The following is a 15,481-nucleotide window of genomic DNA, read 5'->3' as shown; positions in this document are numbered from 1 at the left end:
TTCACCGTCGAACAGAACGTCGCGGCATTTCACAGCATTTACCTCGACATCGTCTCGCACTGCCCGGTACGCCGGGACGCTATGGACGACGCGGGCGATCCCCTCCCGTTCTCCCACCCGGCCGAGGCACACGTCCCCGGCCACTGGACCGCACGGACCCCGGGCACCGCCCGCGTCCCCAGCTGGGCCCCGGGCGGTGCCGGGGGCGGCGAGCGCGAGCGATTGGCAGGAGTGGGCCGGCGCGGCGGAGAGGGCGAAGCATGAGAGGGCGTTCGAACACAACACGCGACGACGTGAACAGCGCCGACGCCAACACCGGCGCCGACGACATCGGCCTCGGAACGGACACGCCCCGCGTGCCCCCGGCCGCCGATGCCTCGGACGAGGCATCGGCTCAGGCCCTGACGCACACCCCGATGGACGAGTCGCGTGTCGCGGGCCGGGATGCGCGGGGCGCTGGATCGGGCCTTGGCGCGGTGCCCGGCGCCGATGCGGGCGGGGTTGGCTCGGACGCCGAGCCGAGCCGCACGGGCGGGGTTGGCTCGGACGCCGAGCTGAGCCGCGCGGGCCGGGGTCATGTCGACGCCCCGGAATCGGACGCCGGTCGGAACCAGGCCTCGGACGCCGGTCGCACCCAGGCCCCCGACGCCGGTCGCACCCAGACCTCGCACACCGGTCGCGACCAGGCCTCGCACGCCAGTCTCGACCAGGCCTCGCACGCCGGTCAGAATCGGCGCGCCGAACCGGACGGGCCCCGGCAAGCAACCACGCGCCCACTGACCCCGCGCCCACCGGTCACCCCCCACCCCGCCCCTGCGGCAAGCCCCCGCGCACCCCACCGCCGCACCAACGCCGACCCCGTCAAAGCGCTGATGCACCGGCACCGTGAACTCTGCGAGCGGGCCATCGACCCGTTGGAGATCGCCGCCGGGCTCGAGGCGCACGGCGTGACCGACCGGGCCGCGGCCCGCTACCGGCACAAGGACGTGTTCTCGCTCGCCGAGGAGATGTACGCACGCGTGCCGCGCAACGGCGAGCAGGACGCACCGTTCGCCGCCCCCCTCACCCCGACCCCCGGCGTACGCGGCGCATGGGCCCTGCTCGCGCTCCTCCCCGGCACCGTCTGCGCCCTGACCCTGCTCGCGCTCGCGCACACCTCCGGCACCGCCCGACTGACCATCGGCACCATCGGAGTGCTGGCCGGCGCGGTCGCGCTGCGCACCGCCCTGCGGCACGGCCCGCTGCGCGCCAAGCACCGGCCGACCACGCTCACCACCTGCTGGTGGATCTGCTGCCTCCTCACCTACGCCCTGCTCGGCGACGGCCTGCTGACCGCCGCCCTGTCCGGCGGCCCCGACGACACCTGGCCCCCGGCGACCGCACCGCTCCTCGCGTTCGCCGTGGCCGTGGCGCCCGCCGCCTGGTGCGCCGCGCTCTACTCGTCCGGAGCCCGCCGCCGCCTGGCCACCAGCCGTGGACTCGCCGAGTTCACTTCTTCCGCGCGGCCGCTGCTCCTCGCTGTCCTCGCCCTGTTCGCGCTCGCCCTGACGGCCCTGCTCGGCCTGTCCGGATTCCTGCTCGACCAGGACGTCGACTACGCGGGAGCGGGCTCGCTCGGCGTACTGCTGCTGCTCGCTCGCCTCCTCATCGTGCACGGGCGCACGCACGCCCCCGCCGTCGTGCTCGGTGCCGCCGCGGCCGTCGAGATCCTGGCCGTCGCCTCCGTGTTCGCCGCGCGCCTGCCCGGCTGCGACGCCCTCGGTACGCCCGTCGAAGCAGCCGTCGACGCCCTCGGCGCGGGCGTCGTACCCGGTGCGGCCTGCGGCGCCGCCGCCTTGGTGCTGCTCGTCCACGCGATGCGCACGCTGACCCGAGCCTCCGCCCACGCGAGCGCGGACAGCGCCGCAGCGGGGGGCGCTCCCTGACCACCGCGGCACGCCGCACCGAGCGCGCCGCGCCATCTGCCTTCCAGTCAGGCACACCCCTTCCCCGCGGGGCCGACACCGCGGGCTCCCCCGCTGACTCACGGCACAACGCATAAGGAGAACGCCAGATGACCACCCCTCCCCCCGGAGGCGCCGGATACGCCGGATACTCCGGACCTTTCGGGCCGCGCGACACCCACGGAGCGCGCACCCCGGGAGGCGTCCGATGAGGGTCCTGCTGATCGGAGCCAACGGATACCTCGGCCGCTTCGTCGCCGACAGACTCCTGGCGGACCCCGCCGTGCAGCTCACCGCGCTCGGCCGGGGCGACGACGCCGACGTCCGCTTCGACCTCGCCACCGGCAGTCCCGGCGCGCTGACCCGCTTCCTGGACGCCGTCCACCCGGGAGTGGTCGTCAACTGCGCGGGCGCCACCCGCGGCGGCGCCCGCGACCTCACCCGGCACAACACGGTCGCCGTCGCCACCATCTGCGAGGCCCTGCGCCGCAGCAGCTGCGGCGCCCGCCTCGTCCAGATCGGCTGCGGAGCGGAGTACGGGCCCTCACAGCCCGGCTCGTCCACCGCCGAGGACGCGGTGCCCCGCCCCGGCGGCCCGTACGGCGTCAGCAAACTCGCCGCCACCGAACTCGTCCTCGGCTCCGGCCTCGACGCCGTCGTCCTGCGGGTCTTCTCACCGGCGGGGCCCGCCACCCCCGCCGGCTCCCCGCTCGGCCGGCTCGCCGAGGCCATGCGCCGCGCGATGCAGGCCGGGGACGGTGAGCTGAAGCTCGGCGGCCTCGGCGCGCAGCGCGACTTCATCGACGTACGCGATGTCGCGCGCGCCGTGCACGCCGCGTCGCTCTCCGCCGCGCAGGGCGTCATCAACATCGGCTCGGGCCGCGCCGTGCGGCTGCGCGACGCCGCCGCCGTGCTCGCCCGGGTCGCCGGGTTCGGCGGCGCCCTCCACGAGCTCGACGCCCCCGCGGGCCCGATGCGGCAATCCGTCATCCACCCCCGCTCCGAATCCGACCACGGGACGCAGGGGCCGCCGCCCGCCGCGTACCCGTACCCGGACGGCTGCGGGAGCTGGCAGCAGGCCGACGTGCGCACGGCCCGCGACCGGCTCGGCTGGCGTCCGCGGATCAATCTCGAAGAGTCCCTCGCCGACATCTGGATGGAGGCGGCATGCCGTATCTGACCCCTGCCGCGACCGGCCTGTCGAGCACCGACGTACGCCTCGGCCTCGGCATCCCCGGCTTCGCGCACCCCCTCGTCGCGCCCGCCGAATGGGCCGAACTGACCCGCCCGGACACCCCCTTGCACTGGGTCGTCCTCAATGTCGCCCGCGGGCCGGGCGCCCGGCCCGACCCGCACTGCCTGGAGGCGGCCGGCCGCCTGCGCAACGCGGGCGTCCGTGTCCTCGGTCACCTCGACATGACCTACGGCGCCCGCTCCTTCGGGGAGCTCGTCTCGGACGCCCACCGCTTCCTCGACTGGTACCAGGTCGACGGGTTCAGCCTCGACCGCTGCCCCACCGAGCGGATCGCGCTGCCCGAGGTCCGGCGCACCGTGGCGACGCTGCGCGCGCTCGTCGGCGACGCCTACATCGTGCTCGGCCACGGCACCCACCCCTATCCCGGATACGCCGAGACCGCCGACCAGTTGGTGACGTTCTCCGGCTCCTGGAGCGACTACCGCTGGTCGCAGGTGGCGGAGTGGACCGCCGACTATCCGCCCGAGCGGTTCTGCCATTTCGTCCACGGCACGCCCCGCGGCCATCTCGACGAGGCGTTGCGCATCGCCCGCTGGCAGGGCGCGGGCACGATCTGGTTCACCGACCACACGGATCGCGGGGGAGCGAGCGACCCCTGGGAAGCGATGCCCGGCTACTGGGACGAGATCGTCTCGCGTATCGGACCGGGTGTCTCGGAATGAAGGAGGGCGTGGCAGTGTTGCAGACAGAACAACCGTACGTAGATACCGACCAACGGAGTCCCCGTGTCGCTGCCACCCCTGGTCGAGCCAGCTGCTGAGCTCACCGTAGACGAGGTCCGCAGGTACTCCCGCCACCTGATCATCCCGGATGTCGGGATGGACGGGCAGAAGCGGCTGAAGAACGCCAAGGTGCTCTGTGTGGGCGCCGGCGGCCTCGGGTCGCCGGCCCTGATGTACCTGGCCGCGGCCGGCGTGGGCACGCTCGGCATCGTGGAGTTCGACGAGGTCGACGAGTCGAACCTGCAGCGCCAGATCATCCACAGCCAGGCCGACATCGGCCGCTCCAAGGCGGAGTCCGCGAAGGACTCGGTCCTCGGCATCAACCCGTACGTGAACGTGGTCCTGCACGAAGAGCGGCTCGAGGCCGACAACGTGATGGACATCTTCGGCCAGTACGACCTGATCGTCGACGGCACGGACAACTTCGCCACGCGCTACCTGGTCAACGACGCGTGCGTGCTGCTCAACAAGCCGTACGTCTGGGGTTCGATCTACCGCTTCGACGGCCAGGCCTCGGTCTTCTGGTCCGAGCACGGCCCGTGCTACCGCTGCCTCTACCCGGAGCCCCCGCCCCCCGGCATGGTTCCCTCCTGCGCCGAGGGCGGCGTCCTGGGCGTGCTGTGCGCGTCCATCGGCTCCATCCAGGTCACCGAGGCGATCAAGGTCCTGGCCGGGGTCGGCGACCCGCTGGTCGGCCGCCTCATGATCTACGACGCCCTAGAGATGCAGTACCGCCAGGTGAAGGTCCGCAAGGACCCCAACTGCGCGGTCTGCGGCGAGAACCCGACCGTCACCGAGCTCATCGACTACGAGGCCTTCTGCGGCGTCGTCTCCGAAGAGGCGCAGGAGGCGGCGGCCGGTTCGACGATCACTCCCAAGCAGCTCAAGGAGTGGATCGACGACGGCGAGAGCATCGAGATCATCGACGTCCGCGAGCCGAACGAGTACGAGATCGTCTCGATCCCGGGCGCCAAGCTGATCCCGAAGAACGAGTTCCTCATGGGCACCGCCCTCGAGGGCCTCCCGCAGGACAAGAAGATCGTCTTGCATTGCAAGACGGGTGTCCGCAGTGCGGAAGTCCTCGCCGTGCTGAAGTCCGCGGGCTTCGCGGACGCCGTGCATGTCGGCGGCGGCGTCATCGGCTGGGTCAACCAGATCGAGCCGGACAAGCCGGTCTACTAGCCGGACCGCCGGGTCACCGCCCGGCCGTGACTGTCCCGGACGGGCCTCGCGCACCGCGCTCGGGGCCCGTCCGTCGTGTCCGGGGCCCGCCGCGCGCCGGTCGCGTCCGCGGTCAGGAGCACACCTTGCCGTCGCGCGGTATTCGACCCTCCAGCAGATACGCGTCCACCGCCGAGTCGACGCAGGAGCTGCCGGAGCCGTAGGCCCCGTGGCCCTGGCCCTTCCAGGTCAGCTCGATGCCGACACCCTCACCGAGTTCGTCGGCCATGCGGCGCGCCCCTTCGTACGGGGTCGCCGGGTCGCCGGTGTTGCCGACGACGAGCACCGGCGCCGCACCCGGCGCGCTCACGTCCATGTCGTCCCAGTGGCCCGGGACGGGCCAGTCGTGGCACCAGCCCGTGGTGTCCCAGCCCATGTACGGGCCGAAGACGGGCGAGAGCGTACGGAAGCGGTCGAGCCGCGCCTTCGTCTGCGCCACGGTCGGCCGCGCCCTGTCGTCGAGGCAGGAGATCATGCGCTGCGAGAAGCTCGCGGTGCCGTAGTGCCCGCTCTCGTCGCGGTCGTTGTAGGCGTCGGCCAGGGACAGCAGCGTCGTGCCGTCGCCCCTCTCCGCGTCCCGCAGACCGCGTGTGAGCGCGGGCCAGCTGTCCTTGCTGTAGAGGGTGACCGCCATGCCGGTGAGGGCGAGGGACTCGTTCAGTTCGCGAGTGCCGGCCGTGGGCAGTGGCCGCGCGTCGAGCCGCTTGAGCAGCGCCGTGATCCCGCGCGAGCCCTGTTCCGGGTCCTTGCCGCGCGATGTGAAGTAGTTGTCGAGGGCGCGCTGGAATCCGCGCGCCTGGTTCTCGGCCTCCCCGATGCGTCCCGCCGTCGGGTCCATGACCGCGTCCAGGGCGAGCCGGCCGACCTTGCCGGGGAACAAGTGGGCGTAGACCCCGCCCAGTTCGGTTCCGTACGAGATGCCGAAGTAGCGCAGCTTGTCGTCGCCGAGGACTTGGCGCATCAGATCCATGTCGCGTGCCGCCTCGGTGGTCGACACGTGGCGGAGCAGCTCTCCAGCCTTCGCGCAGCCCTTGCCGAGGTCGGAGGCGTCCTTGAGGAAGGCGGCCTCCTCCGCCGGGGTGTCGGGCGTCGCGTCGACGGATTCGGCGGCCTGCCGGTCCTTGTCACCGCGGCATCGCACACCCTCGCTGGCCGCGACCCCGCGCGGGTCGAAACTGACCAGGTCGTAGCGTTCGCGGAGCTTCTCGTACTGCGGCGCGAAGGCAGGCAGGCGCTCGACACCGGAGCCGCCCGGACCGCCGAAGTTGAACAGCAGTGAACCGATCCTGTCGTCCCGGTCGCCCTGGGCCTCGGCCCGGATGAGCGCGATGCCGATCGTCGGCCCGTCCGGTTTCGCGTAGTCGAGCGGGGCCTTGAGCGTCGCGCATTGCCAGTCGGAACCGGGGGCGGGCGTGCTTTCCGTGGCTCCGCAGCGGCCCCAGTCGAGGCGCTGGGCCGTGAGCGAGGAGGGGAGCGGGGGCGACTGGGCGGCTCGGGGTGGGGCCGAGGCGGTGGAACGGGAGGCGGAGCTCTTCGAGGGCGGCTTCGGATCGTTCCCGCCGCTGCCCGGACCGTTTCCTTCCGACCCGCTGCAACTCGTCGCCAGACCGGTGGTCAGCACGGCCACCGCCGTCAGCGCGATGGCGCGGACCCCTTTTCCCGCCCGTGTGCGTGTGCCCGTGCGGGCACGTGCATGTCCTGGTGCCACGGCACCTCCCCCCTGAACTGCCCCGTTTCGAGGAGCAGTCAGGCCATCGTAGGAGGGGGTGCCGACATCCGCTTCAGCCTGTGGACAACTCCATGATCACGAGCAGACCGTTCCCTCTTTCGGGACCTTCCCGTTCAGGAGATAGCCGTCCACCGCGGCGTGCACGCACTTGTTCCCGCTGTCGTACGCCCCGTGGCCCTGGCCCTTGTACGTCACCTCGACCCCCACGCCGTCGCCCAGCGCGTCGGCCATCTTCCGCGCGCCCTCGTACGGGGTCGCCGGATCGCCGGTGTTGCCGACGACGACGATCGGCGCGGATCCGGCGGCGCTGACATCCGGGTGGTCGGCGGCGCCGTCGACGGCCCATCCGGTGCAGCCGAGCATGCCCCAGGCCAGGTAGTCGCCGAACAGCGAGGAGGCGGCGCGGAACTCGGGCAGCTTCGCCTCCACGTCCGCAGCCGTGGAGCGCGCCTTGTCGTCGGCGCAGTTGATGGCGACGTTGGCGGCCTGGGTGTTGCTGTAGGTGCCGTCCTCGTTGCGTCCGTTCATCGAGTCGGACAGCATCATGAGGATCTTGCCGTCACCGTCGTACGCCTGTTGCAGGCCCTCGGTGAGGTACTCCCAGAAGTCCTGCGAGTACAGGGACTGGGCGATGCCGTTGGTGGCGGCGGTCTGGGTGAGATCGCGGGGGAAGATGCCAGGGATCGGCTCGTCCTCCAGCTCCTTGAGCAGCTTGGTGATCTTCTCCTTGACCTCGTCGGGGGTGTCGCCGACGGGGCAGTCCTCGTCCTTGGACGTGCAGTCCTTCGCGTAGTTGTCGAGCGCGAGCTGGAAGCCCTTCGCTTGGCCGAGCGAGCTTTCCCCGGAGTTCTGCGTGGGGTCGACGACGCCGTCGAACACGGCGCGGCCCACGTGCCGGGGGAACAAGTGCGCGTAGACGCCGCCGAGTTCGGTTCCGTACGAGATGCCGAAGTAGTGCAGCTTGTCGTCGCCGAGGACCTGGCGCATGAGGTCCATGTCGCGGGCCGCGTCGGTGGTGCGGACGTGGGGGAGGGTCTTGCCGGAGTTCTTCTCGCAGGCGTTGTTGAACGACTTGATGCCGTCGACGAGTTTCGTCCGCTCCGCCTTGTCGTCCGGGGTGGAGTCCTGCTGGAAGTACGCGTCGAGCTGCTTGTCGTCCTCGCACTCGACGCCGGCGCTGCCGCCCACCCCGCGCGGGTCGAAACTGACCAGGTCGTAGCGGGTGCGCAGCTTCGCGTAGTCGGTGGCGAACGCGGGCAGGCCGGTGACGCCGGAGCCGCCGGGGCCGCCGAAGTTGAAGAGCAGGGAGCCGATGCGCCTGTCCTTGTCGCCGCTCGCCTTGGCGCGGATGAGGGCGAGGCCGATCGTCCGGCCTTCGGGGGCGTCCCAGTCGAGCGGCGCCTTCATGGTGGTGCACTGCCAGTCGGCGCCGCCGGGCAAGGGGGAGGGGGCCGCACCGCCGCCTTGCGAGTCGGCGGGCGCGGGGCAGTCCTTCCAGCTCAGCTTCTGCGACGGCAGATCCACGTCGTCGTCCCCGGAATCGCCGCAGGCCGCGAGCGAGGCGGACAGCAGAGCGGCGGTGACGGCCAGAGCGGCGGCGCGGGGCCGGGACGGAGTGGGCATGCGTCCATCCTGCGGTGACGCTGTGCGGTGCGCTCGGGCAGCGGGCTGTGCGAGTGAGGTCGTTCCGGGCGTTTCCTGGAGGCACGCGCGCGTTGCGGAGCGCCCGCGCGCTTCAAGCGACTTAAAGAGCGCCCTTGCGCGTCAGGTGGTTGAAGAACAGCCAGCCGGGCAGCACGGGCAGCCACAGGGTGAGCAGGCGGTAGAGCAGGACCGCCGGGGCGGCCACCTCCTTGGGCAGGCCGACGGCGATCAGACCCACCGTCAGCGTCGCCTCGACGGCGCCCACGCCGCCCGGGGTCGGCGCGGCGGAGCCGAGCGCGTTGCCCGCGAGGAAGACGACGGCGACGCTGGCCAGGCTCAGGCTCGTCGTGTTGTCGCCGAAGGCGCGGATGGAGGCGTCCAGGCACATGACGAAGCAGGCGGTGAGGAGCAGCATGCCGCCGATGCCGGTGAGCAGCTTGCGGGGCCGCTGGAGCACGTCCAGCATGCGCGGGACGACACCGGCGAAGAGCGACCTCACGCGCGTGACGACGAATTTCCGCAGGAACGGGATCGACGTCACGACAAGGACGAGCACGGCGACGGTCAGCAGACCCGCGATGACCGTCCGGGACGGCGACAAGGACGGCGTCTTCTCCGTCCCCGTCAGGTAGCCGAAGGTCAGCAGCAGCAGGATGTGGCTGCCCATGCCGAACAGCTGCGAGGCGCCGACACTGGCGACCGCGAGGCCGGGGCGGACGCCCGCGCGTTGCAGGAAGCGCGTGTTGAGCGCCACGCCGCCGACGGCCGCGGGTGCCACGATCTTCACGAACGACCCGGCGACCTGCGCCGCCACGGTCCGCGGGAAGGCCACCCGCTCGGGCACGAAGCCCAGCAGGCTCATCGCCGCCGCCACGTAACTGAGCGCGGAGAACACCACGGCGAGGCCGACCCAGCCCCACTCGGCCTCGCCGACGATCGCGCCGAAGTCGATGTGCGTGAGCTGCGACAGCAGGAAGTACGCGCCGATCGCGCCCGCGATGAAACTGATCAGGGTGCGCGGCCGGATGCGCTCCAGGCGGGCCGGTTCGACCGGTGCCTGCGGCCGGATGCGGAGCACCTGGTGGCGGATCTGGGTGAGCAGGTCCTCCTCGCGCGCCTCGTCCAGGGCGACGTCTATGGCGCGCTTCTCGGCCTGCCGCTCCGCCTTCTCGGACTTCTTCTCGGACTTTTTCTCGGCGCGTACGGACTGCGCGCCGTCAGTGGCGGCGGTCTCTTCCAGGCGGGCCTGTTTGGCCTTGCTGGACGCCTCCAGGACGGCCTCGCGCTCGCGCTGGGCACGCTCCCGGCCGAGCTTGCGCAGCGTCGCCCTGGTGGTGCGGGTGAGCGCGATGGGCTGCAGCAGTGGCAGGCAGTCGGCGATGGTGTCGGGGCCGAGGACGCCGACGGCGGAGGCCACCGCGCGTCCGGCGCCGACCCGCAGGCCGAGGGTGGTGAGCATCTGCGCGATGTCCATGCGCAGGACCAGCTCGCCCGCGGCGATCTCGCCGCCGCGCAGATCCGTGAGGAACACCGTGCCGGAACGATCCACCAGGAGCGCGTCGCCCGCGAGACGCCGGTGGGCGATCCGCCGGGACTGCAGCGCCTGCACCTGGTGCCAGGTGTCGCGCAGCAGGTCGTCGGTGATCTCCTCGTCCGCCATCGAGTCCAGGGACCGGCCGCCGATGTGCTCGTACACGAGGATCACGGCGTCGGGACCGAGCTCGGAGGTGGCGATCAGCTTCGGCGCGTTCGCCCCGGCGGAGATCGCCGCGTAGGCGAGCAGCGCCTCCTGCTCCAGGGCCTGACGCAGCGACTGGAGGCTGCGGCGCTGGGTGATGCCGCGCAGCGTCAGACGGCGCCACACGCGGTAGAAGAAGCCCTGCGCCTGCTGTTCGCGGTCGACGACGGTGACGTCGAGGGGTGGCCCGTCCTCCAGGGTGACGAAGTAGCGCCGCCCCCTGTCGCCGTTCTCCGTGGCGCCCTCGTGCGCCTCCTCGCGGGAGGCGCTGACGGGGTGGAAGCCGACGTGGCGCAGGCCGGCGAGGAGCGTCTGTCCGGTGGGGCGCACGTTGGGCGAGCCGACCGCGTACAGCGTACCGTAGGCGACGGTCCAGCCGATGAGGATCGTCAGGATGATCGAGAACGGTGTGGTGTAGCCGGTGACCAGCATCGCGAAGGCGTCGAGCAGCAGCACCACCCACAGCACCACACGCCATCGTGGCCGCCGGGACATCCCGACGGCCGTCATGTACGCGATGACGGGCGCGAGGTAGCCGTGCACCGGATCGGTGAGGGCGTGGATGTCGCCCGGCGACACCTTGGTGAGCGCGTCCTGGATGGACTGCGGCGAGGCCTTGGCGACCCACAGGTCGGTCGCGAGCGTCACCCCGTGCGCGAGGACGGCCGCGAGCACTCCGTCGGCGATCCGCAGTCCGTCGCGCTTGATGAGCCGCTCGATGGCGAAGGCGACCGGGACGAGCAGGATGGCGATGCTGGAGGCGAGCCCCGCGAACTTGGTCAGCAGGTCGGGGGCCTGGCCTGTGCCCTTGTTGATGTCCTGGGCGAAGCCCGAGGTCGTGGCGTGCGCGAACGCGGCGATGGCCAGCAGGACGGCGATCGCGAGCACGCCCACGAGCAGCCGCATCAGGTCGGAAGGGCGGTGCACGCGCGCGGGGAGCAACGGTTCGTCGCCCTCGACCCGCTCCGCGTGCGTGTCCGTGTCGGCGCAGTCGGGGTCGTGCAGGGGACGCTCGTGCTTCGTCTCGGCGGCCTCCCCGGCCGCGTTCTCAGGGCGCGCCGGTGTCACAAAGGTGCCCTCCGCCTTGTCGGGGTGCACGCTCTGCTGCTCCGTCGTCTCTTGTTGATCTCGTATCACCGATCACCGCCCGCACGATGGTGGCATGTCCCGCCGCCGCAGGGAGGCATCAGGGTGCATTTCGTACGAGGCTCCGCGTTGTCGGTGGCGTGGGGCAGGATGGACCGGATGAGCGAGGAGAGCGAACCGGCGGGTGGACCGCCCGCCCACCCGGAGTACGCGGAGCGGGTCCTTGAGGTCGCCGAACTGATTCCGCCCGGCCGGGTCATGACGTACGGGGACGTCGCCGAGTGGCTGGGCGAGGGCGGCCCGCGCCAGGTGGGGCGCGTGATGGCGCTCCACGGCGGCGGCGTGCCGTGGTGGCGCGTGGTGCGCGCGGACGGGGCCCTGCTCCCGGGCCACGAACTGAGAGCGCTCGGCCACTACCGGGACGAGGGCACGCCCCTGCGGGACGCCGCCCGCTCCGCCGAGGGCCACCTGCCGCGCCTGGACATGAAGCGGGCTCGATGGGACGGCCGGACCCGCACGGAAGCTCACAGTTGACAGCTTCGGCCATCCCGCGCGCGGGCGGGGTGCCGGTGGCCCGTACGGGGGAAACGGCGCGTCCGGGGCACTTCGCCACGACCGTGTCCGTTCGTGAGACTGGGCACACCTGCGTCCGGAGTGACGTGAGGAACGCGTCGGAAGCGCGGCTTCCGCCACACTCGACGGCGTAGCGTCGACGGCACCGTCGATGGCAGACACCTCCTTCACCCCACCGCCACCGTTTCGCACGGCCGGCGCCTCGACCACCCGCACACCCACCAGGACCAGCGATCCACGTGAGCTCCACTTCGTCCACCAGGCAGCTGTCGCACCAGCCGGTCCGACAGGGGATCCCGGGCGCGTATCGACTGGTGCGCACCCCGGCGGCCTCCGTGGACCCCCCTCGTCTGGACGCACCGCAGCGTGCTGTGGTTGACCACGACCACGGGCCCCTGCTCGTCCTGGCCGGGCCCGGGACGGGCAAGACCACGACGCTGGTGGAAGCGGTGGCGGCGCGCGTCGCCAAGGGCACGGAGCCCGCACGCATCCTTGTGCTCACGTTCAGCCGCAAGGCGGCGGTCGAACTGCGCGACCGGATGGCGCTGCGCATCGGCGCGGCGCGCGCCCCGCAGGCGACGACCTTCCACTCCTTCTGCTACGCGCTCGTCCGCGCCCATCAGGACACGGACCTCTTCGTCGAGCCCCTGCGCCTGCTGTCGGGCCCCGAGCAGGACGTCGCCGTGCGCGAGCTGCTCGTCGGCCAGATCGACCTGGAGCAGGGCGGACTCGCGCACGTCCGCTGGCCCGACGAACTGCGCGCCTGCCTCACCACGCGCGGGTTCGCCGACGAGGTCCGCGCCGTCCTCGCCCGCAGCCGGGAGCTGGGCCTCGGCCCTGCCGCCCTGGACGCGTTCGCGCGCCGCATAGGCCGCCCGGACTGGCGCGCGGCCGCCACGTTCCTCGCCGAGTACCTGGACGTCCTCGACATGCAGGGCGTCGTCGACTACGCGGAGCTCGTGCACCGCGCCGTGCTCCTCGCCCACCGCCCCGAGGTCGCCGGACACCTGGCCGCGCAGTACGACGCCGTGTTCGTCGACGAGTACCAGGACACCGACCCGTCGCAGGTCAGGCTGTTGCACGCGCTCGCGGGCGGCGGACGCACCCTGGTCGCGTTCGGCGACCCGGACCAGTCGATCTACACGTTCCGCGGCGCCGACGTGAACGGCATCCTGGACTTCCCCGACGCCTTCCCGCGCGCGGACGGCACGCCCGCCCCGGTCGAGGTCCTCACCACGTCCCGGCGCTCCGCAAGCGGCCTCCTGGAGGCCACCAGGCGCATCACCCAGCGGATGCCGCTGACCCGCCTGCCCGCCGAGAAGGTGCGCGCCCACCGCGCCCTCACGCCGGTGCGTGAGGGCGGCAGGACCGAGGTCTACACGTACCCGACGGCCGGCACCGAGCTGGACAACATCGCGGACATCCTGCGCCGGGCCCACCTGGAGGACGGGGTCCCGTGGAGCGACATGGCCGTCCTGGTGCGCGCGGGCGCGCGCAGCATTCCCTCGGTCCGCCGCGCGCTCACAGCCGCAGGCGTTCCCCTGGACATCGACGGCGACGACCTGCCGCTGCGCCACGAGCCGGCTGTCGCGCCCCTGCTCACCGCCCTGAAGGCGGTCGCGCAGAGCCCGGCCGACGCGGACGCCGGGGACACCGCTTTCCGGCTCGATGTCGAGACCGCCCTCACCCTGCTGACCTCGCCGCTGGCGGGCATGGACGCCGCGGACCTGCGCCGCCTGGGACGCGCCCTGCGCGAGGAGGAGCGCGCCGCGGGCAATTCCGTGCCGCCGCCCTCCGACGCGCTGCTCGCCCGCGCCCTCGCCGAACCCGAGCGCCTCGCCCTGCACGACCCCGCCTACGCGCGCGGTGCGCAGCGCCTCGGCGCCCTCCTCGCCAGGGCCCGCGCGAAGCTCGCCGACGGAGGCAGCGCGGAAGAGGCCCTCTGGGAGCTGTGGAACGGCACACCGTGGCCGCAGCGTCTGGAGCGCGCCGCCCGCCGCGGTGGCGCGGCGGGGCGCAATGCGGACCGCGACCTCGACGCCGTGTGCGCCTTGTTCGCGATCGCCGCCCGCGCGGAGGAGCGCACCGGCGGCCGGGGCGCCCGCAACTTCCTGGAGGAGCTGGAGGCCCAGGACATCGCCGCCGACACCCTGGCGGGACGCGCCGTGCGCCCCGACGCCGTACGGCTGATGACCGCGCACCGCTCCAAGGGCCTGGAGTGGCGGCTCGTCGTCGTCGCGGGCGTCCAGGAGGGGCTGTGGCCGGACCTGCGCCGCCGGGGCTCCCTCCTGGAGGCCGACCGCATCGGCCGCGACGGCCTCGCCGAACCGCTCACCCCGGGCGCGCTGCTCGCCGAGGAGCGGCGGCTGTTCTACGTGGCCGCCACGCGCGCGAAGGAGCGCCTCGTCGTCACCGCGGTGAAGGCACCCGCGGACGACGGCGACCAGCCCTCCCGCTTCCTGACCGAACTCGGTGTCGAGCCCAAGGACGTCACGGGGCGCCCGCGCCGCCCGCTGGCCGTGGCCGCCCTGGTCGCCGAGTTGCGGGCCACCACGGTCGACCCGCGCGTCTCCGACACCCTGCGGGAGGCCGCCGCCCGGCGCCTCGCCCGGCTCGCCGCGCTCAGCGACGACGACGGCCGGCCGCTCGTGCCCTCCGCCCACCCGTACCGCTGGTGGGGCATGTACGAGCCCACCGAGAGCAAGGTCCCCCTGCGGGACCGGGACAAGCCCGTCGTACTGTCCGGCAGCGCCCTCGACCAGCTCGCCAACACCTGCTCGCTGCAGTGGTTCCTCGGCCGCGAGGTGAAGGCCGACGCGCCCGCCACCGCCGCCCAGGGCTTCGGCAATGTCGTCCACGTCCTGGCCGACGAGGTCGCCTCCGGACGCACCCCGGCCGACCTCGCCGTCCTCATGGAGCGCCTCGACTCCGTGTGGGACGCGCTCGCCTTCGACGCGCCCTGGAAGTCGGCGCAGGAGAAGGAGCACGCGCGCGTGGCGCTCGAACGCTTCCTCCAGTGGCACGTCATGGACCGCTCCGGGCGCACCCCGGTCGCCAGTGAGCACGCGTTCGACGTGACGCTCGAAGCGGGCTCGTACGAAGTGCGGATCCGGGGCTCCATGGACCGCGTGGAGCGCGACGCCGAGGGCCGCGCCTACGTCGTCGACTTCAAGACCGGCAAGCAGGCGCCCAGCGCCGCCGAGGTGGCCCGCCACCCCCAGCTCGCCGTGTACCAGCTCGCCGTGCGCGAGGGCGCCGTGGACGAGCCCTTCGACGGCGCCAGGCCGCACCCCGGCGGCGCCGAACTGGTGCAGCTGCGCCAGGGCGCCGCCCAGAAGGCCGGCGGCGAGGCGTTCCCGAAGGTGCAGGCGCAGGAGCCGCTCGAAGGGGAGTGGGTCGGCGACCTCCTGGCCACCGCCGCGGGAAAGGTCCTCGACGAGCGCTTCACCCCGACCACCGGACAGCACTGCACGCACTGCGCCTTCCGCGCCTCGTGCAGCGCGCGCTCCGAGGGACAGCACGTCGTGGAGTGACGTACGCCTCCGTCGGGACGGAACGGACCGGCGCTGT

At 72.7% G+C, this 15,481-nt stretch carries 9 protein-coding genes and 1 pseudogene; 7 read left to right on the top strand and 3 right to left on the bottom strand.

Annotated features, from left to right (window positions below):
• The 5 genes and pseudogenes from N5I75_RS02760 to moeZ form a co-directional block, all read left to right on the top strand.
• Positions 1-264, top strand: a pseudogene (locus N5I75_RS02760) (transferase); the annotation flags it as partial.
• Positions 265-293: 29 nt separating this feature from the next.
• Positions 294-1,925, top strand: coding sequence for a hypothetical protein (locus tag N5I75_RS02755; protein ID WP_476673818.1), 1,632 nt, complete (start codon positions 294-296; stop codon positions 1,923-1,925).
• A 226-nt stretch (positions 1,926-2,151) separates the two neighbouring features.
• Positions 2,152-3,123, top strand: coding sequence for an NAD-dependent epimerase/dehydratase family protein (locus tag N5I75_RS02750; RefSeq protein WP_476673816.1), 972 nt, complete (start codon positions 2,152-2,154; stop codon positions 3,121-3,123).
• On the top strand, positions 3,111-3,860 hold the full coding sequence (locus N5I75_RS02745) for a spherulation-specific family 4 protein (protein ID WP_476673814.1): 750 nt from the start codon (positions 3,111-3,113) through the stop codon (positions 3,858-3,860). Before N5I75_RS02750 ends, N5I75_RS02745 begins: the two co-directional genes overlap by 13 nt.
• A 63-nt stretch (positions 3,861-3,923) precedes the next feature.
• Entirely contained in the window at positions 3,924-5,102 is a 1,179-nt protein-coding gene (gene moeZ / locus N5I75_RS02740) for an adenylyltransferase/sulfurtransferase MoeZ (protein WP_476673812.1), read from the top strand.
• A gap of 112 nt (positions 5,103-5,214) precedes the next feature.
• On the opposite strand, the gene N5I75_RS02735 is transcribed toward moeZ, so the two are convergent.
• The 3 genes from N5I75_RS02735 to N5I75_RS02725 all read right to left on the bottom strand — a co-directional run bounded on the left by N5I75_RS02735 (position 5,215) and on the right by N5I75_RS02725 (position 11,158).
• The gene (locus N5I75_RS02735; protein ID WP_476673810.1) at positions 5,215-6,849 is read right to left on the bottom strand and encodes an alpha/beta hydrolase; all 1,635 of its coding nucleotides are present in this window, start codon (positions 6,847-6,849) and stop codon (positions 5,215-5,217) included.
• A gap of 96 nt (positions 6,850-6,945) precedes the next feature.
• Positions 6,946-8,493, bottom strand: coding sequence for an alpha/beta hydrolase (locus N5I75_RS02730; RefSeq protein WP_476673808.1), 1,548 nt, complete (start codon positions 8,491-8,493; stop codon positions 6,946-6,948).
• A gap of 121 nt (positions 8,494-8,614) precedes the next feature.
• Positions 8,615-11,158 (bottom strand): lysylphosphatidylglycerol synthase transmembrane domain-containing protein, encoded by a 2,544-nt coding sequence (locus tag N5I75_RS02725; RefSeq protein ID WP_476673879.1) that lies wholly within the window; start codon positions 11,156-11,158, stop codon positions 8,615-8,617.
• Between the two features lie 339 nt (positions 11,159-11,497).
• On the opposite strand from N5I75_RS02725, the gene N5I75_RS02720 reads away from it, so the two are divergent.
• On the top strand, positions 11,498-11,872 hold the full coding sequence (locus tag N5I75_RS02720; RefSeq protein ID WP_476673877.1) for an MGMT family protein: 375 nt from the start codon (positions 11,498-11,500) through the stop codon (positions 11,870-11,872).
• A gap of 278 nt (positions 11,873-12,150) precedes the next feature.
• Positions 12,151-15,444, top strand: a complete 3,294-nt coding sequence (locus tag N5I75_RS02715; protein WP_476673806.1) for an ATP-dependent helicase — start codon at positions 12,151-12,153, stop codon at positions 15,442-15,444.
• Positions 15,445-15,481 lie beyond the last annotated feature (37 nt).

The organism is Streptomyces sp. R818 (assembly GCF_056172735.1).
Note: the sequence above shows the minus strand (reverse complement) of the source record. Positions and strands in the feature narration are given on the sequence as shown.